The 20,579-nt window shown below is 69.8% G+C and carries 16 protein-coding genes and 1 pseudogene; 8 read left to right on the top strand and 9 right to left on the bottom strand.

Annotated features, from left to right (window positions below; genetic code table 11):
* Positions 1-381: 381 nt before the first annotated feature.
* Positions 382-1,047 (top strand): response regulator transcription factor, encoded by a 666-nt coding sequence (locus AB852_RS05295; RefSeq protein ID WP_073785478.1) that lies wholly within the window; start codon positions 382-384, stop codon positions 1,045-1,047.
* A gap of 5 nt (positions 1,048-1,052) precedes the next feature.
* Positions 1,053-2,603 carry a sensor histidine kinase gene (locus tag AB852_RS05290; RefSeq protein ID WP_178390937.1) on the top strand — a complete coding sequence of 517 codons (1,551 nt, stop codon included), beginning with the start codon at positions 1,053-1,055 and terminating at the stop codon, positions 2,601-2,603.
* A gap of 64 nt (positions 2,604-2,667) precedes the next feature.
* Here AB852_RS05290 and AB852_RS05285 read toward each other — a convergent pair whose 3' ends face one another.
* From AB852_RS05285 to AB852_RS05275, 3 genes are all read right to left on the bottom strand, one after another.
* The gene (locus tag AB852_RS05285; protein WP_073783981.1) at positions 2,668-3,102 is read right to left on the bottom strand and encodes an ATP-binding protein; all 435 of its coding nucleotides are present in this window, start codon (positions 3,100-3,102) and stop codon (positions 2,668-2,670) included.
* Positions 3,103-3,700: 598 nt separating this feature from the next.
* The gene (locus AB852_RS05280) at positions 3,701-4,963 is read right to left on the bottom strand and encodes a metallophosphoesterase (protein ID WP_425444149.1); all 1,263 of its coding nucleotides are present in this window, start codon (positions 4,961-4,963) and stop codon (positions 3,701-3,703) included.
* 800 nt (positions 4,964-5,763) lie between these two features.
* A complete protein-coding gene (locus AB852_RS05275; RefSeq protein WP_073783979.1) occupies positions 5,764-6,006 on the bottom strand; it encodes an SCO4848 family membrane protein in 243 nt (80 codons plus the stop codon).
* A 241-nt stretch (positions 6,007-6,247) separates the two neighbouring features.
* On the opposite strand from AB852_RS05275, the gene AB852_RS05270 reads away from it, so the two are divergent.
* Entirely contained in the window at positions 6,248-7,498 is a 1,251-nt protein-coding gene (locus AB852_RS05270) for a D-alanyl-D-alanine carboxypeptidase family protein (RefSeq protein ID WP_483883353.1), read from the top strand.
* A gap of 101 nt (positions 7,499-7,599) precedes the next feature.
* On the opposite strand, the gene AB852_RS05265 is transcribed toward AB852_RS05270, so the two are convergent.
* Complete coding sequence (locus AB852_RS05265) at positions 7,600-8,583, bottom strand: YihY/virulence factor BrkB family protein (protein ID WP_073783975.1); 984 nt, start codon at positions 8,581-8,583, stop codon at positions 7,600-7,602.
* A gap of 824 nt (positions 8,584-9,407) precedes the next feature.
* A pseudogene (locus AB852_RS40525) lies at positions 9,408-9,896 on the bottom strand (phosphatase PAP2 family protein); the annotation flags it as partial.
* A 905-nt stretch (positions 9,897-10,801) separates the two neighbouring features.
* On the opposite strand from AB852_RS40525, the gene dprE2 reads away from it, so the two are divergent.
* Complete coding sequence (gene dprE2 / locus AB852_RS05255; RefSeq protein ID WP_073783973.1) at positions 10,802-11,557, top strand: decaprenylphospho-beta-D-erythro-pentofuranosid-2-ulose 2-reductase; 756 nt, start codon at positions 10,802-10,804, stop codon at positions 11,555-11,557.
* Between the two features lie 82 nt (positions 11,558-11,639).
* Here dprE2 and AB852_RS05250 read toward each other — a convergent pair whose 3' ends face one another.
* Together AB852_RS05250 and trpS are read right to left on the bottom strand one after the other, a co-directional pair.
* A complete protein-coding gene (locus AB852_RS05250; RefSeq protein WP_073783971.1) occupies positions 11,640-12,221 on the bottom strand; it encodes a 2'-5' RNA ligase family protein in 582 nt (193 codons plus the stop codon).
* A 116-nt stretch (positions 12,222-12,337) separates the two neighbouring features.
* Positions 12,338-13,351 carry a tryptophan--tRNA ligase gene (trpS, locus tag AB852_RS05245; protein WP_073785472.1) on the bottom strand — a complete coding sequence of 338 codons (1,014 nt, stop codon included), beginning with the start codon at positions 13,349-13,351 and terminating at the stop codon, positions 12,338-12,340.
* A 127-nt stretch (positions 13,352-13,478) separates the two neighbouring features.
* On the opposite strand from trpS, the gene AB852_RS05240 reads away from it, so the two are divergent.
* The 3 genes from AB852_RS05240 to AB852_RS05230 all read left to right on the top strand — a co-directional run bounded on the left by AB852_RS05240 (position 13,479) and on the right by AB852_RS05230 (position 16,151).
* Positions 13,479-14,099 carry an RNA polymerase sigma factor gene (locus tag AB852_RS05240; RefSeq protein WP_073783969.1) on the top strand — a complete coding sequence of 207 codons (621 nt, stop codon included), beginning with the start codon at positions 13,479-13,481 and terminating at the stop codon, positions 14,097-14,099.
* A complete protein-coding gene (locus tag AB852_RS05235; RefSeq protein ID WP_245876608.1) occupies positions 14,092-15,003 on the top strand; it encodes a hypothetical protein in 912 nt (303 codons plus the stop codon). Before AB852_RS05240 ends, AB852_RS05235 begins: the two co-directional genes overlap by 8 nt.
* A 542-nt stretch (positions 15,004-15,545) precedes the next feature.
* Positions 15,546-16,151 carry a hypothetical protein gene (locus AB852_RS05230; protein WP_143201179.1) on the top strand — a complete coding sequence of 202 codons (606 nt, stop codon included), beginning with the start codon at positions 15,546-15,548 and terminating at the stop codon, positions 16,149-16,151.
* Positions 16,152-16,260: 109 nt separating this feature from the next.
* Here the strand turns inward: AB852_RS05230 and AB852_RS05225 are convergent, their stop codons facing one another.
* A complete protein-coding gene (locus AB852_RS05225; RefSeq protein ID WP_073783965.1) occupies positions 16,261-17,532 on the bottom strand; it encodes a serine hydroxymethyltransferase in 1,272 nt (423 codons plus the stop codon).
* A gap of 275 nt (positions 17,533-17,807) precedes the next feature.
* Here AB852_RS05225 and rocD point away from each other — a divergent pair, with 275 nt between their 5' ends.
* Positions 17,808-19,043 (top strand): ornithine--oxo-acid transaminase, encoded by a 1,236-nt coding sequence (rocD, locus tag AB852_RS05220; RefSeq protein WP_099285143.1) that lies wholly within the window; start codon positions 17,808-17,810, stop codon positions 19,041-19,043.
* A gap of 265 nt (positions 19,044-19,308) precedes the next feature.
* Here rocD and AB852_RS05215 read toward each other — a convergent pair whose 3' ends face one another.
* Entirely contained in the window at positions 19,309-20,493 is a 1,185-nt protein-coding gene (locus AB852_RS05215) for a glutathionylspermidine synthase family protein (RefSeq protein ID WP_073783961.1), read from the bottom strand.
* Between the last annotated feature and the right edge of the window lie 86 nt (positions 20,494-20,579).

The raw sequence follows: 20,579 nt of genomic DNA, 5'->3' as shown, positions 1-20,579 counted from the left end.
CCCGGCCGTCCGGTGTCGTCCCCCGTGCCGTCCGGTGCCATTCGCGCCGCCAACTCCCCCTATTTCTCAGGGAACTCCCAAGCTCTGAACAGTCACCGGGACGGTCACGGGACCGATACTGAGGGCATGAGCGAGCCCAGTCAGCAGCGCGGCGCCGGTGCGGTGGAGGGACGGGACCCGGGCGGTTCCGGCGGCTCCGCCGCGGCCGGTGCCACGAGCGAGGGCCCGCCAAGGAACGCCGGAGGCACAGGCGACACCCGGCCGGGGAGCCCCGGAGGTACGAGCGACGCCCGGCCAGGGAACCCCGGGGGCAACAGCGACGCCCCGCCAGGGAACGCCGGGCCCACAGGCGGCGACCCGACAGGGCTCCCGGGCGCCGGGGTGCTCGTCGTCGAGGACGAGCCGAGCATCGCCGACGTCCTGTCCATCGCCCTGCGCTACCACGGCTTCGAGGTGTCCACCGCGGCCACCGTCCGCCAGGCCCGGTACCTCGTCGAGCGGGTCCGCCCGGACGCCGTGCTCCTCGATGTGATGCTCCCCGACGGCGACGGCCGCGAGCTCGGACGGGAACTGCGCACCGCGCAACCGGAGACGGCGATCGTCTTCCTCACCGCCCGGGACGCGCCCGCCGAGATCGTCGGGGCCCTCGGCGTCGGCGACGACTACATCACCAAACCGTTCCACATCGACGAGGTGGTCGCCCGGATCGCCGCCGTCCTGCGCCGCACCCGCCCCGCCGACGTCCTCCCCCGCCGCCCGCCGCTGCGCCACGGCGACCTGGAGCTCGACGAGACGACGTACAGCGTCCGCCGCGCCGGCCGCAGCACTCAGCTCACCCCCACCGAGTACGCGCTGCTGCGCTTCCTCGTCCGCAACGCCGGGCAGATCGTCCCGAAGGAACAGCTCCTACGTCATGTGTGGCAGTACGAGCACGCGGCCGAGTCGACCGTGGTGGAGACGTACATCAGCTATCTGCGCCGCAAACTCGACGCGCTGGGGCCGCCGTTGATCACGACCCGGCGCGGGGTCGGCTACGGGCTCGTCTGACGGCCATGGTCTCTCGCGCGTACCGGCGCCACCGGCCGCACCGCGGGGCACGGTCCCTGCGCGCCAAGCTGACCCTGCTCAACGTCGGACTGCTCGCCCTCGGGATCGTCGTCGCGAGCGCCGTGAGCATGATGGGGATGCGGCACTTCTTCCTCGACAGCATCGACGACCAGCTGCACGCCACCCGCTCCGCCCTCCAGCACTCCCGGCTCACCCTCCAGCAGATCGAGACCCTCAGCGAACTGGGCATCGCCCTCGACCAGCTCTCCCCGAAGGGCGACCAGCCGGGTGCGCTGCCCCACTCGAACTCCCTGTTCGTGGCACTGGACACGACCGGCGGACCCATCCGGGTGGCGGCCCTGGAGCCCACCGGGCGCCAACGCGCGCTCGCCGCCGCGGTCGACGACGCCGCGGGCCTCGCCCGCGACGCCCGGGTCCAGGACGTGACACTGGACGGCGAGCCGCACCGCGCGGTCGCCGCCATGCTCGACGACGGGACGACGGTGCTGCTGGCCGCGTCGACCGAGGCCGTGCACGCCAACATCCGCAAGGCCCTACGGGCCGATCTCGGGCTCAGCGCGGTGCTGCTGGGTCTGCTCGCGGTGCTCACGATGATCGGCGCGCGCCACCGGCTGCGTCCGCTGGAGGGCATGGTCGAGACCGCGTCCGCGATCGCCGACGGCGATCTGACCCGCCGGGTCCCGTCCAGCAAGCATCCGGCCACGGAGGTCGAACAGCTGCGGCTCGCGCTCAACTCCATGCTCCAGCAGGTCGAGACCGCGTATCTGACCCGGGAGCGCAGCGCGGAGCAGCTGCGACGGTTCGTCGCGGACGCCTCGCACGAGCTGCGCACCCCGCTGTCCGCGATCCGCGGCTATCTCCAGCTCTACGAGAAGGGGATGCTGATCGCCCCCGGTGAACGCGCCCGGGCCTGGACCAGGATCAACTCCGAGGTGGACCGGATGCACCACCTGGTGGACGAACTGCTCACCCTCGCCCGCCTGGACCAGCGGCCCGAGCTGCGGCTGCGCAACGTCGACCTGTGCGCCCTGGCCCGCGAGGCCGCTGCGGACCTCCGGGTGCAGCAACCCGAGCGGCCCGTGACGGTAGCGGCCGACGGGGTGCTGCTGGTGTACGCGGACGAGTCCGGGTTGCGTCAGGTGCTGGGGAACCTGGTCGGCAACGTCCGCGTGCACACGCCCGCCTCCACGGCGGTCACGCTGACGGTGGAACGGGTGGACTCCGTGGTCCGGCTCTCGGTGGCGGACCGTGGCCCGGGGCTGGCCGAGGAGGACGTGTCCCGGGTGTTCGACCGCTTCTTCCGCGCGGGCGGAGGCACTGGCACTGGCACTGGCAGTGGCAGTGGCAGTGGCACGGGCGGAGGCGCGGGCAGCGGCCTGGGCGGAGGCGCGGGCGGAGGCGCGGGCAGCGGCCTGGGAATGGCCATCGTCCGCGGGGTCGTCGAGGCACACGGAGGCCACGTGACGGTACAGCCCCGGCCGAACGGCGGCCTCACGGTACTGGTGTCCCTCCCGGTGCAAGGCGCGGCCGGGTAGGGGGTACATCAGCGCGGCCCGAGGCTGGGGTGTCACGAGGCTGGGGTGTCACGGAGGGGGCGTGTCACGGGGCGGGGGTGCCCCCTGGCAGAGGTGTGGGCGTCACGGGCACCAGGGCCCACACCGTCGTGCCACCGCATCCCCGATGCCAGACGCCCCACGCCTCGGTAAGCGTCTCCACCAGCCGCAGCCCGCGCCCACCCTCCTCGTACCAGGTGCCCGCCCCCCGTATTCGAGGACTCTGCCCACTCGCATCGGTGACCTCGATGAAGCACGCGCCGTCCGCGAGAACCGTGACGGCGACCTCGAACTCCCCCTCCGAACCAGGTCCGTATCGAACCGAGTTGGTGGCGAGCTCCGAGATCAGCAACACCGTGTCGTCCAGCGAACCGTCACCCTCGGTACGTCCCCACGCGATCAGATGGTCATGCACGCGCCGCCGGGCGAGGGCCACGGACGCGGGATGACGCGGGAGGCGGAAGACATTGCGACGCGACACCGTCCCCTCCTCCACCGCTCGAAACACAGCACCCACACGACGCACACGGGTGCGACACATGATGCAGGCTCCGACGGCCGTACGGTGTCCCGGAAGTGTCGCGAACCCATGGAGATTCGGCCACGTCCGACCGCGCGACACCCTGCCTGAAGCAGGCCCGCCCCGGCCCGGACCGGGCGAACAGGGACAGAGCACACCTCAGCCCCCGGCAATCGCACGAGCCGACCACCAACGCGGCCACAGGCCACTCGGACAGATACGCGAACCCCGCGCAACCCCGCGTCACGCCACCCGTACGGCACCAGACCACCGACACCCCACGCTGCTCAGCCTGCCTGTCGCCACACCTTCCTCGCACAGCTGGTACGAGCCCGGACCCACGTCGCCGACCCCGACCGACCCCACCGACCGCAGGACCTCCAACACCCGGCCGCGTCCCATGAACCAATCCGTGGCCTGAACCCGCCGGTCGCACCACCGCGTCCACGGACACACGCCATCACCGCACCACCCCGCAGACCCACCAACCCCGCCGGCCTACCGGCTCACACGCTCCACCGCGGACCGTGAAGTCGTAAGGGCCACGAGGGGGCCGAACTCACGCCTGCTTCGAAGCGAGTTCCACCACGGTGATGTCCGACTCCGCCCCGACCCGCACGGGCGGCCCCCAGGCCCCGGCACCCCGAGTGACATAGAGCTGGGTGTCCCCGTAACGCTCCAGCCCCGCCAGGGTCGGATTCTGGAATCCGGCGAGATAGCTCACCGGCCACAGCTGTCCGCCGTGCGTATGCCCGGAGAGCTGGAGGTCCACCCCGTGACGTACGGCGTCATGGATCACGATCGGCTGATGCGCGAGCAGTACCGAGGCCCGTGCGGTGTCGCGGCCCCCGAGAGCCCGCTCGAAGTCGGGCCCGTCCCCCTCGCCCTCCCCCGCCAGGTCGTTGACCCCTGCGAGATCGAACCCGGGCAGCTCCGTACGGACGTTCTCCATCGGGTGAAGGCCCAGGTCCCGAACCTCGTCCACCCACTGCTCCGCACCCGAGAAGTACTCATGGTTTCCCGTGACGAAGTACGTCCCATGTCTGGCCCGCAACCGCGCCAGCGGCTCGGCGGCCGGCCCCAGGTCCGCCACATCGCCGTCGACCAGGTCCCCGACAATGGCGATGAGATCGGGCTGCGTGGAGTTGATCGTCCGCACCACCCGCTCGGCGAAGGAACGTCCCAGGATCGGACCGAGGTGGATGTCGCTGACCACGGCTATCCGGAAGCCGTGCGCGGACCGCGGCAGCTTCGCGAGCGGCACGGTCACCCGCTTCACCTTGGGCCCGTTGAGCACCCCGTACGCACCCGCACCCACGGTGGCCGTCGCCGCGGCGAACGCGGTGCCCGCGACCAGCCGCGAGACGAACAACCGCCGCGACGGCCCCGCCGTCGCGGTCCCGCCGACCCCAGCGGCCCGGTCTGCCCCGACGAGCTGGGTCACCTCCACCGGCTGGACCCCCTCGGCGGCCCGGCTCCGGCCAACAGTCTCGGCGCGGTCAGAACCCTCGATCAGCTCGGTGGACCCAGTCGGCCGGGCCGACCCGACTGACCCGGTCGGCCCGTCGCGGCCGACATGTCCGGCGCCATCAGCGGATCCGGTGAGCTCGGTGGGCTCTGTACCCGAGGCAGAACCGGCGACCGAGGCAGGCCCAGTAGCCGGGGCGTGGCCGGTGGACGGGGCGTGGCCGACGAGAGTGACGCCGGCCGTATCGGGGTGAGCGACGGAGAGATCCCCGTCCGAAGAGGTCACGGCCTCCGCCGTACGCAGGGACCCCGTACCGGCGGAGGCACCCGCTCCGGTCCTGGCCTCGGCCACCACGGCCGAACCTGCACCGACCCCGCTCAGCGCACCCGAGGCACCCGTATCCGCGCCTACACCCGCATCCGCCCCAGCGGGCTCAGCGGGCTCAGCGGGCTCAGCCCCAGCAGGAACCCCCACAGCGGTCCCCACCAAGGTCTGCGCCCCGGCGCCCCCAGGACCAATACCTCCGGGCGCGTCACCTTCGGGACCGGCAGTGCCAGGACCGACCGTGCCAGGACCGGCAGGGCCAGAACCGATGCCCCCGGGTTCAACGACCCCAGATCCGGCCCCCCGGCCCGTCCCCGCACCCTGCGCAGTCCGCGGTCCACGACCGCTGGCTCGCCCGGCGTCCCGGCGATCGAGGAAACGTCTCAACAGCGGCCGGACCCCCTCGCCCACAAGCAGCGCGAGCATCAGGTACAGCATCAGAGCCACCCAGAAGTAGCCCGGCCAGGCGAGTGTCTGCTGCAACCAGAAGGGCGCCCCGAGCCGCCCGCTCGCCAGCGCGCCGAGCATCAACAGCGGGCCGGCCACGAACACCGCCGATCCCAGACGACGGGCCACCGTGCCCTTGACCGTGGTGTCACGCACCATGCGCCGCCACACGTACCACTGGAGACCGGTGATCACCGTGAAGACGGTCAGGCCGATCAGAAGCACGACCAGCATCGGACCCCCCATTTTTCCTGTGCTGACTCACTCTGTGTAACTACCGCTCCCGGTCCCTGAGTTCCCTGGACCCGGAAGAGACCCCGAACGGGTGCTGTGACGCGGATTACCCTCCCGCGCGCGAGCGACCGGCGCCCGAACCTCCGAATCTATGAACCGGCCCGCAGTGCACGCACCCCACGCAACCCGATGGCCCCCACCACCGTCCCCAGAACAAAGGACACAACGGCGAGCAGCAGGTGAACCCAGAAGTATCCGGTCGGGTCGCCCGCGTCGTCGAAGGCGAGGCCGCTGCCGTCCTTCCACAGATTCTTGGCGAAAGTGATCCAGATGACCCAGCTCCACACCCCGAAGGCGAGCAGGAACCAGGAGACGGGGCGGCTGAGCTTCATGACCTCAGTATCGCGACCGCTCCGGCGTGCCCGCTCACAGGGTGGCGCCGGGTCCGTGGCCGACCGGACCGACCGCCCCGGCCCACTCCCTCCTCACAGCCCCGCCGCCGCCACCCGAGCAGGGTGTTCCCGCCATCTTCACGGCCACTTCCGGACAGCGACCCCAGTACCGCAGCGGGCAGGGAGCACCTCGCGCGAAGCGCTCCCAGGAAGTGCCGGTACCTTCTCGACCGTGTCTGCCATCCTCGCCCCCACGAAGAGGGTGACCGCGTTGCTGGTCGCCTCCGCCTTGTCCTGGTCCGCCCTGGCCCCCGTCGCCTACGCGGACGAGAAGCCCAAGGACAAGAAGGAGACGATCAAGCCACCGAGCATGATGTCCTCGGTGGGCGGGGTCCGGCTCGGCAAGCCCGGCACCCAGGTCGATCTCGGGGCGGGCGCCCCTGTCCTGCCGAAGGATCTGACCGGCCGGTCCTGGATCGTCGCCGACGCCGAATCCGGCGCGGTCCTCGCCGCACACAACGCCCACTGGCGGCTGCCGCCCGCCAGCACTCTGAAGATGCTGTTCGCGGACACCGTCCTGCCCAAGTTCCCGAAGACGCAGAACCACAAGGTCGCGCCTTCCGACCTCGCCGGTCTCGGGGCCGGCTCCAGCCTGGTCGGCATCAAGGAGGAGCAGACGTACTCGGTCCACGATCTGTGGCTCGGCGTCTTCCTCCGCTCCGGCAACGACGCCGTGCGTGTCCTCTCCGCGATGAACGGCGGCATCCCGCAGACCGTCGCCGATATGCAGAAGCACGCCGAAGAACTCCAGGCACTCGACACCAAGGTCGTCTCCCCCGACGGGTACGACGAGGCAGAGCAGGTCTCCTCCGCGTACGACCTGACCCTGATCGCCCGGTCGGGGCTCCAGAAGAAGGACTTCCGGGAGTACTCCGCGACCCTGCGAGCCCAGTTCCCCGCGGAGGCGAAGAAGGGCAAGAAGCGGCCGTCCTTCGAGATCCAGAACACCAATCGCCTCCTCAGCGGTTCCTACGGCCTCAGCCCTTACAAGGGCATCGCCGGGGTCAAGAACGGCAACACGACCAACGCGGGAGCCACCTTCACCGGTGTCGCGGAACGGGGCGGCCGGGTCCTTCTCGTCACGGTCATGAACCCTTCCGGCAAGGAACGCGACGCCGTCTACAAGGAGACCGCCCGTCTCCTCGACTGGGGGTTCCAGTCCGCCGGCAAGGTCACCCCGGTGGGCGAGCTGGTGCCCCCGAAGAGCGCGGACACCGGGGGCGGCGAGAGCGAGGGCTCAGGTTCACAGGCCCAGGCGGGCGGCGCCGCCGACACCTCGGGCAAGGACTCCACCACCACGAAGGCCTCCTCGCAGGAGTCCTCCGGAGGGATGGGCATCGCCCTCGGCGTCATGGGCGGCGCGCTGATCGTCCTGGCGGCCGGCGTCTTCGTGATCAACCGCCGCTGGCCCACCCAGGCCCGCCGCCCCTGAATCCGCCCTGACTCGGGCCTGACAGCCCCCACGCCGCGGTGTGGTGGCGTCCGGCCTCACATGGGCCCGCCGCCGCTCCCAGCCGTAGGTGGGGCGCTCTCCTAGGCACCGCTCGGCCGTGCGTCCCTCCCGGCACCCGCCGCCCCGCCGTTCCCGTGCCCGGTGGGCTCCGCCCCGTCAGGCTCTCCGTCGTCGGGCCCCTTGCCGGCCCCGGGTCTCTCCGCCTCGGACGGTGTCGACTGGCGTCGGGTAGCGGTCCATGAGGCGCAGTACAACAGCAGCTTCGCCGTGAAGTTGATCCACAACATCAGCGCCACCGGAACCCCGAAGGCGCCGTACATACTGCGCCCCGCGATGTCCCTGATGTAGCTGCCGATCAGCAGCTTCAGCAGCTCGAACCCAGCCGCTCCCATCAACCCCGCGATCACCAGGTCCCGCCTCGCGGGCTGCACTCCCGGCAACAGGGTCAGTACGTACAGCAGGACCAGGAAGTCCGCCAGCACGGCCACCGTGAACGCGATGACCTGCAACAGCGCCCCGCTCGAACCCGTGTCGTCCACTCCGAGCAGCCGGGCCCCCCAGCCGACCGCCGACGACGCGAGCGCCGACGCGGCTAGGGACACCAGCCCCGCCCCACCGAGTCCGCCCAGCACTACCGCGTCCTTGACCTTGCGCAGAACCGGGTTCTCCTCGATGTCGGGCAACTTCCACACCGCCCGCAGGCAGTCCCGCATCGACCCGACCCACCCGATGCCCGTGAACAGCAGCAGCGCGCCCGCGACCAGTCCGACGGTGCCCGCGTTGGCCACCAGGCTGCTGATGTCGAGCTGATCGGAGATACCGGGCACCTGCTCGGAGAGCTTCTCCTCCAGCTTCTTCTGTCCCTGAGTGTCCAGGGTCGCCGCTGCCACTGCCGCCGCCACCGTGATCAACGGGAACAGCGCGAGGAAGCTCAGGAACGTCATCGCCGCCGCGAGCTGCGTCCACTTCACGTCCTCAAGCCGCTCGTAGGCGCGCCAACCGTGTGTGTCCATCAGCCGCCCGATATACGGACCGATCCCGGGGATCTTCTTCAGCCAGTCCATGACCTGCCACCTCCTCCTGCCGTCGTCCGACGCCCGTCCACGGGCCGCCGCTGCTCCCGTAGCCCCATCACGTCACCCGTACCGCTCTCCGCCACTGTCCGGAACACACAGGTCCGCATACCCCACGATCCCGGCACCCCACCTGCTGTCCACCCACTTCTCCCACGGCCGGGCGGCTCCACTGACAGCCGCCCGGCACTCACCCATAAGCACCGGGGCTCCGGCGCCCTACCTCACAGCCGCTCCGCCGTGCCGCTGCCGGATCGCGGCACCCCGGACACACCGCCGGCCCATCGCTCAGCAACGGGACCGCTCTCGGTCCCCGACCCTGCCGTCCCACCAGGCCCGAGCACCGAGCCGCCCATCTGACCGAGCAGCATTCCGAGCACGGGCCTCAGCACGGGCCCCACGACCGGCCGGGGGACGAGCGGCAGCACAGGCCGAGGAACATGCCGCGCACCGGACCGGGGAGCATGCCGCCCGGCATGCCGGGGGACGACTCGCGCGACCGGCCGGGGAGTCGGCAACCAAGTCCTCGCCTCGTCCCCCGTCGCGTCACGGCCCTCCCACAGCCCCGTCCCCACGCCGACGGAAGGCCCGGGGCCCTGCCATCGGTCCCCAGCGGCCGCAGGAGTGGTCATCACCGTCGAGGTCCGTGCGGCTTCCTGGACTCGTGACACCAATCGCCCCGCCCGCTCGGCGACCGTCGCCCCGGCCTGCGAAACAGCCGCGGCCCGGCCACCCGAAACAGCCGCCAGCGCGGCCGAGATCCGCCCTGCCGTGAACGCCGTCGAAACAGGCCCGGCCGCCGCCAAGGCCCTGAACATCCACGGCGCCCCCAACTTCGCCGTGATCGCCCCCAGAGCAGCGCCGGCCACCACATCCGTCGGATAGTGGACCCCCACCACCATGCGCGACACGCACATCGCCGCCGCCAAGGGTGGCAGGACGAGCGCCCCGGTAGGTGACAATGCCCCGAAAGCCACCGCTGCCGCAGCCGCAGCCGTGGCGTGCGAACTGGGGAAGGAGTGCCGCCCCGACGTCCACACCAACGGTGCCGCCTCACCCGGCCGTGGCCTACGCACCACGAGCTTGATCCCCATGCTCACCGCATGCGCTCCGAACGTCACCGCCGTCCCTCGCAACCACGCGGTCTTCCGCTCCTCGTCCACAGCGGCGCCCACCAATCCGGCGGCGAGCCACATCGCACCGTGTTCTCCACTCCACGAGAGCAACCGCGCGGTCGCCAACACCCTTGGAAACTGTCCGCAATCACGCAGCGCCGTCAGCAAGCGCTGATCCAACTCGTGCACAGGTCCCCCAGCTTCGATCCGTATCTGTCGCCCCTACGCAACATCCAAACGAAGCAACCTGATTGGATGACACTCCCCCAATCCCCCATTTCAGTGATCATCCCTCAAAATTTGCGCAATACGTCCAATCGATACCGATACGGTCGCCCTCATGCCCGTCGACTCATGTCCGGCCGGAACCGCCCATGACCGCACGTCCGCGCCACTCATCAGGACACCCCCGGAACCAGCGCCGCCTGCCCGTATCCGCGCGCCTTCTGCTCGCGTGCCATCTGCTCGCGTGCGCCACCGTCTGACAGCCGTCCGCGCGACCGCTCGTCGCCCCGGCGCCAACCCTGGCCAGCCGGTCCCCTCTTATGGAGAACCGCGCACCCGCACCCGCGTACCCGAGCTCGCCTGACCGTCGAATTGCCGCTCCGCTGTGCGCGATCGTCCGTTCACCCCGAGCCCCGGGGCGGCCGGGCACCCCGGCGGACCGGCCGTCGCCGCCGGCGCGACGCCGATCGGTCCACCGACCGCCCACCCACAGCCAACTCCCCCTACGACCAGCCATTTCGATCTCCTTGACCCGCAGTCGACGGCGTCCCGACCTTCACTTCTGGTACACCGACCGCCCTGGATCGGTTCCCGCCAAGGCCCTGCTTTCTTCGCCGAGCCGAGTCGGCCCGGACCGGGCCAATCCGGCCGACCCGACCCGCCCCACCGCCGGCCGGACCCCGAGGCCCCGCTCCGCTCCCGGACCGACGTCCCGATCTCCCGTGCCCCGACCGGCCCGTTCCGCTCCCTCCCACCGTCCGGCCTCCGCTTCCCCTCCCCCTCCCCCGTCCGGCCTCCGCCGCCCGACTTCCGCTCGCCCGCCCCGGCTCCCGTTCAGCCTCTGCCCCCCGCATCGGAGTGTGGTTCCCATGAAGGACGCCTTCGGCCTCCCCAATTCCCTGCTCGTCCTCGGTGGTACTTCCGAGATCGCGCTCGCCACAGCGCGCCGACTGGTGGCCCGCAGCACCCGGACCGTATGGCTGGCGGGGCGCCCGTCACCCGGGTTGGAGTCCGCCGCCGACCAGCTGCGCGCGCTGGGGCCGGACGTGCGCACGGTGACGTTCGACGCGCTCGAACCCGGAACGCACGATGCTGCCCTCGGCAAGGTCTTCGCCGAGGGCAGCATCGACATGGTGCTGATGGCGTTCGGTGTGCCCGGGGACCAGGCACACGACGAGAGCGACCCGGTGGCCGCGGTCAACGTCGCCCGGACGAACTACATCGGCGCGGTGTCAGCGGGGCTCGTATGCGCCCAGGCACTCCAGAATCAGGGCCACGGCACCCTGGCCGTCCTGTCCTCCGTCGCGGGCGAACGGGCCCGTAGAAGTGACTTCATCTACGGCTCCAGCAAAGCCGGTCTGGACACCTTCGCACAGGGCCTCGGCGACGCGCTGCACGGCACCGGTGTGCACGTCATGGTCGTGCGTCCTGGATTCGTGCGGACGAAGAAGAGCATCGCTCCGCAGAGGATCACCTTGTCCACGACGCCGGAAGCAGTGGCGACAGCGATCGAGGCCGGGCTGCGGCGGCGTTCGGAGACGGTGTGGGTACCCGGCGCACTGCGGGTGGTGATGTCGGCGCTGCGGCACACTCCGCGCGCGGTCTTCCGCCGTCTCCCCTGGTGATCCACCGAACCCCGCAAGGGACCGCTGCCCAGGTCCGCGACCAGCAGTTGTGAACAATGCCGACCCGCGCGCGGGTCGGCTGTCAGCGAGCCGGGAGCGTTCCGCGTTCGGCGGGGGCCGTGACCTGCTGCGGCACGGTGGGACCGCCGAACGCGAAGTCCCGGATCTTGCGCCACACCTGGTCTGCGCCCTGCTCGTACAGGGAGAAGTCGGTGACGGGCCACTCGGCCTCGTAGGAGGCCAGCTCCTCGTACGCCCGGTCCATGGCCGCCTCGTCGATGCCGTGCGCGATGGTGACATGCGGGTGGTACGGGAACTGGAGCTCACGCGCGAGGGGCCCGGACGAGTCACGCACCCGCTTCTGGAGCCAGGCGCAAGCAGCGGCACCCTCGACGATCTGCACGAAGACGACGGGTGACAGCGGCCGGAAGGTACCCGTCCCGGAGAGCCTCATCGGGAAGGGGCGCGCGGCGCATGCCACCTCCCTGAGATGCACCTCGATCGAGGCCAGCGCCGCGGCATCGACCTCGGTCGGCGGGAGCAAGGTGACGTGGGTGGGAATGCCGTGCGCCGCGGGGTCACCGAAGCCCGCGCGCCGCTCCTGGAGCAGGCTGCCATGTGGCTCCGGGACCGCGATCGACACACCGATCGTTACGGTCCCCACGTCAGTCTCCCGTCGTCGTGGATGGGCATGGCTGGTCACTGATGCGATCCGATACCGGATACGACTGTACGACTCCCTGCGAGCGGCGGAACATCACCGCAGGTCCGGGCCGGTACTCAGTGTTTGGCGGGAAGGAACCCCACCTTTTCGTACGCGTGCGACAGGGTCTCCGCCGCGACGGCGCGGGCCTTCTCCGCCCCCTTGGCCAGGATCGAGTCCAGCGTCTCCGGGTCGTCCAGGTACCCCTGGGTGCGCTCTCGGAAGGGGGTCACGAACCCGACCATGATCTCGGCGAGGTCCGTCTTCAACGCGCCGTAGCCCTTGCCCTCGTACCGCTGCTCCAGCTCCGCGATGCTCTCACCGGTCAGGGTCGAGTGGATCGTCAGCAGGTTGCTGATGCCGGGCTTGGCCACGGCGTCGTAGCGGATGACCGTGTCCGTGTCCGTGACCGCGCTCTTGAGCTTCTTGGCCGTCGCCTTGGGATCGTCGAGGAGATTCACGAGCCCCTTCGGCGTCGACGCCGACTTGCTCATCTTGATCGCCGGGTCCTGGAGATCGTAGATCTTCGCGGTCTCTTTGAGGATGTAGGGCGTCGGGACGGTGAAGGTCCCACCGAAGCGGTTGTTGAAGCGCTCGGCGAGATCACGTGTCAGCTCGATGTGCTGCCGCTGGTCCTCGCCGACGGGAACCTGGTTGGCCTGGTAGAGCAGGATGTCCGCGACCTGGAGGATCGGGTAGGTGAAGAGTCCGACACTTGCGCGGTCGGCACCCTGCTTGGCGGACTTGTCCTTGAACTGGGTCATGCGCGACGCCTCGCCGAAGCCGGTGAGGCAGTTCATGATCCAGGCCAGCTGCGCGTGCTCGGGCACATGGCTCTGGACGAAGAGCGTGCAGCGCTCGGGGTCGAGCCCGGCGGCGAGCAGCTGCGCCACGGCCAGCCGGGTGTTGGCGCGCAGATCCTTCGGCTCCTGCGGAATCGTGATCGCGTGCAGGTCGACCACCATGTAGAACGCGTCGTGGGACTCCTGGAGGGCCACCCACTGGCGGACGGCGCCGAGGTAGTTGCCGAGGTGGAACGAGCCCGCGGTGGGCTGGATTCCAGAGAGCACGCGAGGACGGTCTGAAGCCATGCCCAGCATTCTCTCAGGTGTGTACGACAGCTGGGGAACCTATCCACGAGACCTTCGCCATCCGATCTTCCCCGGCCGATCTTCGGCGAAGTGGGAACCGATCGGTCACCTTCGGTGTACCAAGAATGTGAAGACGACGCGGGAGGGGGACCGCATCGCCGTCGACGAGAGCGCGGTGATCGCGCGTGTGCGATCCGGGGAGCCGGAGGCATACGCCGAGCTCGTGCGCGCCCACACGCCGATCGCGATGCGCGCGGCCCTGGCGCTCGGTGCGGGAGCGGACGCGGAGGACATGGTGCAGCAAGCGTTCCTCAAAGCGTTCTACTCCTTGGGGCAGTTCCGGGACGGTTCGGCTTTCCGTCCTTGGCTGCTGAGCATCGTCGCCAATGAGACAAGGAACACAGTGCGCTCGGCCGCTCGTCGGCGCTTGGTCGCCGACGGCGAGTCGGCCTTGTTGGAGGCCCAGCCGCCGATACCGGAATCGTCGGACCCAGCGATAGCGGCATTGGCGATAGAGCGGAAGAAAGCCCTGGTCAAAGCCATGGAGCAGCTCAGCGACGACCATCGCATGGTGGTCACCTACCGCTATCTCCTGGAGATGGACGAGGGCGAGACGGCCCAGGCCCTCGGCTGGCCGAAGGGCACGGTCAAGTCCCGGCTCAACCGTGCTCTGCGCAAGCTCGGCAATCTGCTGCCACCGGGGCTGGCCGAGCGCTGCGTACGGGAAGGAGGTGACGGGCGTGGGTGAGCGAGGCACCGGACGCGACGAGGGCGACAACGCCGGACATGCGTCCCGACCGGATCTGCGGCACGAGCTGCGGGACCTGGGCAGGTCGTACCACCGGCCGGGCCCCGATCAGGCCGAGACCATGGTCGAGCGGGTGCTGGCGCAGATCCTCGCGGAAGGGGCACCGGTACTCGTGGCGGAGCCACCACCGGGAAAGGTGCGCCTGAGGCGTTGGCTCCGGATGCGGTGGAGGATGTTCAGCGCCGCCTTCTGCGGTCTGCTCACGGTTGCCGTCCTGACACCGCCGGTACGGGCCACGGTCGGGGACTGGTTCGGGTTCAGTGGTGTGCGGATACAGCAGGTTCCCTCCGCACGACCGCCCCAGGAAGGGCAGGTCCCCCCTTGCGAGGGGACCATGTCGCTGAGCACCGCCGCGCAGCGCGCCGGATTTGCTCCGGTGGTCCCGGCGGCCCTGGGTGTGCCGGACGGTGTCCAGGTCACCTCGGAGCCTGGTGGCCGCTTCCTGATCAGTCTGTGCTGGGACGACGGCGGGAGCCCGATCCGACTGGACGAGTTCCCCGCCCGGCTCGACACGGCATTCACCAAGACGGTCACCCACACCCCTGATTGGCTTGAGGTCCGTGGAGGAGCCGACCGGGGGCACAAGGAGTCCGCTCTGTGGTTCTCGGAGCCGCACCGTCTGACCTTCTGGATGGAGGACGCCACCGGAGCCAGCTGGAGCCGGTCGGAGCGGACTTCAGGGCCCACTCTGCTGTGGGCCCTGGACCAGGAGTCGGATCGCTCCGACCGTCCCTCGGGTCCTTCCGGGCAGGAGAGCGTGGCTCGTCTGACACTCAGGTTGGAAGGGGTCGCTTCACGGGATCAGGCGGTGAGGATCGCCGAATCAGTGGCGCCCCGGAAGTAAAGGGAGCGGCACCCGCCGCAGAGGACAGATCTCACCCGCAGCCAGGCAAGGTCGGCCCGGCGCGGCGGCAAGGCCGGTCGAGGCCAGATGCGGCGCGGCGGCCAAGGTGAGTACATCGGCGACGCGTTCCAGCAGCCTCTTCCTCCTCCCTGGGCACCGGGAACCGCATGCACCGAACACGCAGTTCCGTGAGCCTGGTTCACGGAATCCCGAGCTCCGGATCTCGTCGCCGAATGGTGGGAACCTCAGCCCGCCGGGCGGTGTACCAGAAGTGACCGGTACGGACGTGGCGCACCGGGAGCGGCTGGAGGAATCGCATGGAAGAGGTTCGGAGGTCGTACGGAATCCGCCTCGGCATACATCCTGTTGGGGCACGGGCACGGGCACGGGGCCTGGTCGCGACGGCGGTTGCGGCACTGGTGCTGGTCTGCTCGGTCATGGCGTCACCAGCGGTCGCGGGAGGGGCGACCAGCGTGCTGCTGGTGTCCCCCGGGAGCGCGGAGGCCACAGCGCTCCACCACTTGGACAAGAGGTATCGAGAGTTGGAGCTGCTGCTCCCCGACCTGGCCGAGGCCGGTCGTGCGGAGCCGGACGCCGGGGCAGAGCTTTATGACCGACGTCACATCAACATCGCTTGGATGGCGCATGACGAGCATCCCTGGCGGCTGGACAAGATCTATCCGAATTCCGGCAGCACGGGGCTGTGGATACAGATGACTGTAGATCCACCCTCGACGAAGAGTCGTTGGCACAAGGCGGAGTCCCCGGCGGCTCTCCTGAGGTTGCTCAAGTCCCTTGGGTTGATGGGCCCTCTATCGAGAGATGCCACGGGTGGGACGCATCCCGAGGCCGTGGAGGACAGCCCCGCCACGCAGAAGGAACTGACCAGCGGTGCCCCGAATGGTGAATCCGCCGCTACGGGCAAGGACGGCACACACATAGCCCCCGTGTCGTCGGCCGGGCCGGGTCTCACGGAGAACTGGTGGTGGGCCATGCCAGGGCTCGTGGCAGGAGCACTCCTGGCCTTGCTGCTGCGACCCTTGGCCCCGCGGCTGCGCACCTCGACATCTTCCAGAATGCCTGAAGCGATGCTCTTCCGGCGACGCCCCGGTGAGGAAGGCCCCCGCCAGGAGTTGCGTGACCTGTGATCGCGAGTTGCGCGGATCGGCGTCAGCCGCGCCGTGCGGCTGACGCGTAGGCCGGTGTGAGCGACCAGGCGGGATGCGGCCGGCTGTCAGCGGCCGCATCCCGAGGGGGTCAGCCGGCGGGCAGACCTGGTGCCGGATGGGCGGCCATCAGCTCGGCGACCTCGGCACGGATCTTGGCGAGGGCGGGTTCATCGCCGGTTCGTGAGGCGGTGATGGCGCGGTCGATCCATGCGGCCACGGCGGGCATCTGGTCCGGCGTGAGACCGCGGGACGTGAGGGAGGGGGTTCCGATGCGGATACCGGAGGGGTCGAAGGGCTTCCGCGGGTCGTAGGGGACGGTGTTGTAGTTCACGACGATCCCGGCGCGGTCGAGGGCCTTGGCCGCGATCTTGCCGGGGACATCCTTGGAGGTGAGGTCGATCAGGATCAGATGGTTGTCGGTGCCGCCGGAGACAAGGTCGTAGCCGTGGCCCAGCAGCGCGGACGCAAGGGACTTGGCGTTGGCGACGACGGCGTGGGAGTAGTCACGGAAGGAGGGCTGAGCCGCCTCGTGGAGGGCGACCGCGATGGCCGCGGTGGTCTGGTTGTGGGGCCCGCCCTGGAGGCCGGGGAAGATCGCCTTGTCGATGGCCTTGGCGTGTTCCGCACGGGCCATGAGCATCGCGCCACGGGGACCACGGAGGGTCTTATGCGTGGTCGTCGAGATGATGTCGGCGTGGGGCACGGGTGAGGGGTGCGCGCCACCCGCGATGAGGCCGGCGATATGGGCGATATCGGCGACGAGAAGGGCTCCGGCCTCCTGGGCGATCTCCGCGAACGCGGCGAAGTCGATGGTCCGCGGCAGAGCGGTTCCGCCGCAGAAGATCAGCTTGGGGCGTTCCTTGAGGGCGAGGTCGCGGACCTGGTCGAGGTCGATGAGGCCGGTGTCGCGGTGGACGCCGTACTGGATGCCACGGAACCAGCTGCCGGTGGCGGAGACGCCCCAGCCGTGGGTGAGATGGCCTCCCATGGGCAGGGCCATGCCCATCACGGGGTCGCCGGGCTGGGCGAAGGCGAGGTACACGGCAAGGTTGGCCGGGGAACCCGAGTAGGGCTGGACGTTGGCGTGGTCGACACCGAAGAGGGAACGGGCGCGCGTGACGGCCAGGCGTTCGACCTGGTCGATGATCTGCTGACCCTCGTAGTAGCGGCGGCCGGGGTAGCCCTCGCTGTACTTGTTCTGGAGGACGGTTCCGCTCGCTTCGAGGACGGCGGTGGAGACGTAGTTCTCGCTGGGGATCAGCCGCAAGGTGTCGGCCTGAAGTTGTTCCTCCGCGGCGACGAGAGCGGCGAGGTCGGGGTCCGCGGCGCGGAGCGCGGGATGGGACAAGGGCAGCGACATGGTGTCCTCCGGGGCGAGCGGGCAGTCCGGTCGTGGTCCCGGGGTGCCCAGGCGGACGACACCTCGTGCGGCGGGGCGTGGTGCCCGGCCAGGCAGGGCTCCCCCAGGGTTGGTTCCCTGCTCGCCAGTCGCCGTGCCTGAGGCAAGCCTAGCGGGAGGGGCGAGTGTCAGCGGGGAAGGTTTCACCGTCCCGCTTCCGAGCGACGATAGAAAGACGTCCGGTGGACGAGAGGAAAGCGGTAAGAAGGGGCGTCACCCCGCCCGCACACCGAAGGATGAACGGAGACCCCGTGTCCAGGACCGAAAATCTGACCGCAGAGGTCATCGCGTCGGCAGATGCGCACAGTGCTCACAATTACCACCCGTTGCCCGTCGTGGTCGCCACGGCGGAGGGCGCCTGGATGACGGACATCGAGGGCCGGCGCTACCTCGACATGCTCGCCGGGTACTCGGCGCTGAACTTCGGCCACGGGAATCGGCGGCTCATCGACGCAGCGAAGGCGCAATTGGAGCGGGTGACGCTGACGTCCAGGGCGTTCCACCATGACAGGTTCGCGGAGTTCTGCGCGCGGTTGGCGGAGCTGTGCGGGATGGAGATGGTGCTGCCGATGAACACGGGCGCGGAGGCCGTGGAGACGGCGGTGAAGACAGCGCGGAAGTGGGGCTACCGGGTCAAGGGGGTGCCCGACAACAGGGCGAAGATCGTCGTGGCGGGGGGCAACTTCCACGGCCGGACGACGACGATCGTGAGCTTCTCGACGGACCCGGAGGCCCGTGCGGACTTCGGGCCGTACACGCCGGGCTTCGAGATCGTTCCTTACGGGGACGCGACGGCGATGCGGAACGCGCTGACGGAGAACACGGTCGCCGTGCTCATCGAGCCGATCCAGGGAGAGGCCGGGGTCCTGGTCCCGCCGTCGGGGTATCTGGCCACCGTGCGGGAGCTGACGCGGGAACGGAACATCCTGTTCATCGCGGATGAGATCCAGTCGGGCCTGGGGCGGACGGGCCGGACGTTCGCGTGCGAGCACGAGGGCGTGGTGCCGGACATGTATGTCCTGGGGAAGGCGCTGGGCGGCGGTGTGGTGCCCGTGTCGGCAGTGGTGTCGAGCGAGGCGGTGCTCGGGGTTTTCGGGCCGGGTGAGCACGGGTCGACGTTCGGGGGAAATCCACTGGCCTGCGCGGTGGCGCTGGAAGTCATCGACATGCTGCGGACGGGTGAGTACCAGCAGCGGGCGACGGAACTGGGGGAACACCTGCATCGGGAGCTGGCGCTGCTGGCGGGTTCGCCGGGCAGCGGTGTACGCGAGGTCCGGGGGCGGGGCTTGTGGGCGGGGGTGGACATCGACCCGACGCGCGGTACGGGGCGGGAGATCAGCGAGCGGCTGGTGGACAAGGGCGTGCTGGTCAAGGACACCCATGGGTCGACCATCCGGATCGCTCCGCCCTTGGTGATCAGCAAGGAGGATCTCGACTGGGGGCTGGAGCGGCTGCGGGAAGTGGTGGGGTAAGCGCGGCGACGCTCCCGGACGCGCCGGGGGAGGGCGAAGCGTGGTCGACGGCTCCGGATCCGGACAAGGTCGGCGGCCTGGCGGCGAGCGGTGGGCGGGATGCCCTCGGGTCTGGCCAAGAGGGGGCCATGATCCGCCCGCCGGGAGTCTGAGCGGATGGGTGTGTGGATGAATGCGTGGATGGACGCACGGACCGTGACTGTCGCCTCAGGCACTCGTCGGACGGCGCCGCCGCAGGTCAGGGCGGTCAGGGCGGTCAGGGCGGTCAGGGAATGATGTGGGGGATGAATCGGGCGTACTCGTCGGTGATCAGGCCTGCTGACTCCCTGATGCCGAGGCCCGCCGACTCGTCGCCGACGACCCATGCCCCCAAAACCACCCGGTTGCCCTCGAAAACGGGCAGGGGGGCAAAGGCCTGGTAGCAGCAGGGCTCGTCGCGGAGGACCGGCGGCTGTCCCGGTTCGTGGATCGTGACTCCGGCGCCTTCCCGCCCCAGCAGAGGTTTGGCGACATAGCCCGAGGTGGCGGCCAGTTCGCGGGGGCCGTCGAGATAGGTGGGGAGGAGGTTGGGGTGGTCGGGGTAGAGCTCCCAGAGGATCGCCAGGAGGGCCTTGTTGGAAAGGAGCATCTTCCAGGCGGGTTCGATCCAGAGGGTGGTGCCGGTGCCGCCACCGTTGTCGAGGGTGTCCAGGGCATGGGAGGAGAAGCGGTCGGTGGTGAGCCACTCCCAGGGGTAGAGCTTGAAACAGCTCCGGATGAACCGTAGTTGCTTGTCCACGAAGCGGCCGGAGAGGCTGTCCCAGCCGATGTCCTCCATGGAGATCGCCTCGGTCGCGAGTCCGGCCTGGTGGGCGGTCTCCCGGAGGTAGGCGACGGTCATGAGGTCCTCGCCGGCTTCATCGGCGGCGGAGTGGGCGAAGTACAGGGGTGGGCCCGGTGGCAGGAGGGGGGCCTGAGCCTTCCAGGCGGCGACGAGTCGTTCATGCAGGGAGTTCCACTGGTCCGCGCCGGGGAAGCGGTCCTCCATCCAGAACCACTGGGCACTGGCCGCCTCGACGAGGGAGGTCGGGGTGTCGGCGTTGTACTCCAGCATCTTCGCGGGAGCCGTGCCGTCGTAGTGAAGGTCGAAGCGACCGTAGAGAGAGGGAAGTTCAGCGCGGCGTTGCCATGCCTCAGCCACCAGGGAAGCGAGTCGGGGGTCGGTGATACCGAGGTCGGCGAAGCGGTCGGTGTCGACGATATGGGCGGCGGCCGCGAGACACATACGGTGCAGTTCCTCGACCACCTCCTCCAGGGCTTCGACCTCGGCGAGGGAGAAGGAATAGTAGGCGGACTCGTCCCAGTAGGGGCGCAGGGAGTTGTCCGGATAGCGGGTGAGCGGATAGATCAGGCCCTGTTCCTCGACGATCCGTTGCCAGTCGGGGCGCGGGGCGATGCTGCGGCGTTCCATGGCGGGCTTCCTAGCGACTCGCGGTGAAGGGTCGACGGGGCTGGACCGGGAGATGGTGAGGTGACCCGGATACCCAGGGCGGATGG

Origin of the sequence: Streptomyces uncialis (assembly GCF_001905345.1) — a bacterium.
Taxonomy (GTDB): Bacteria; Actinomycetota; Actinomycetes; order Streptomycetales; family Streptomycetaceae; genus Streptomyces; species Streptomyces uncialis.
The sequence above is the reverse complement of the archived record's forward strand: the minus strand, read 5'-3'. Positions and strand labels throughout refer to the sequence as shown.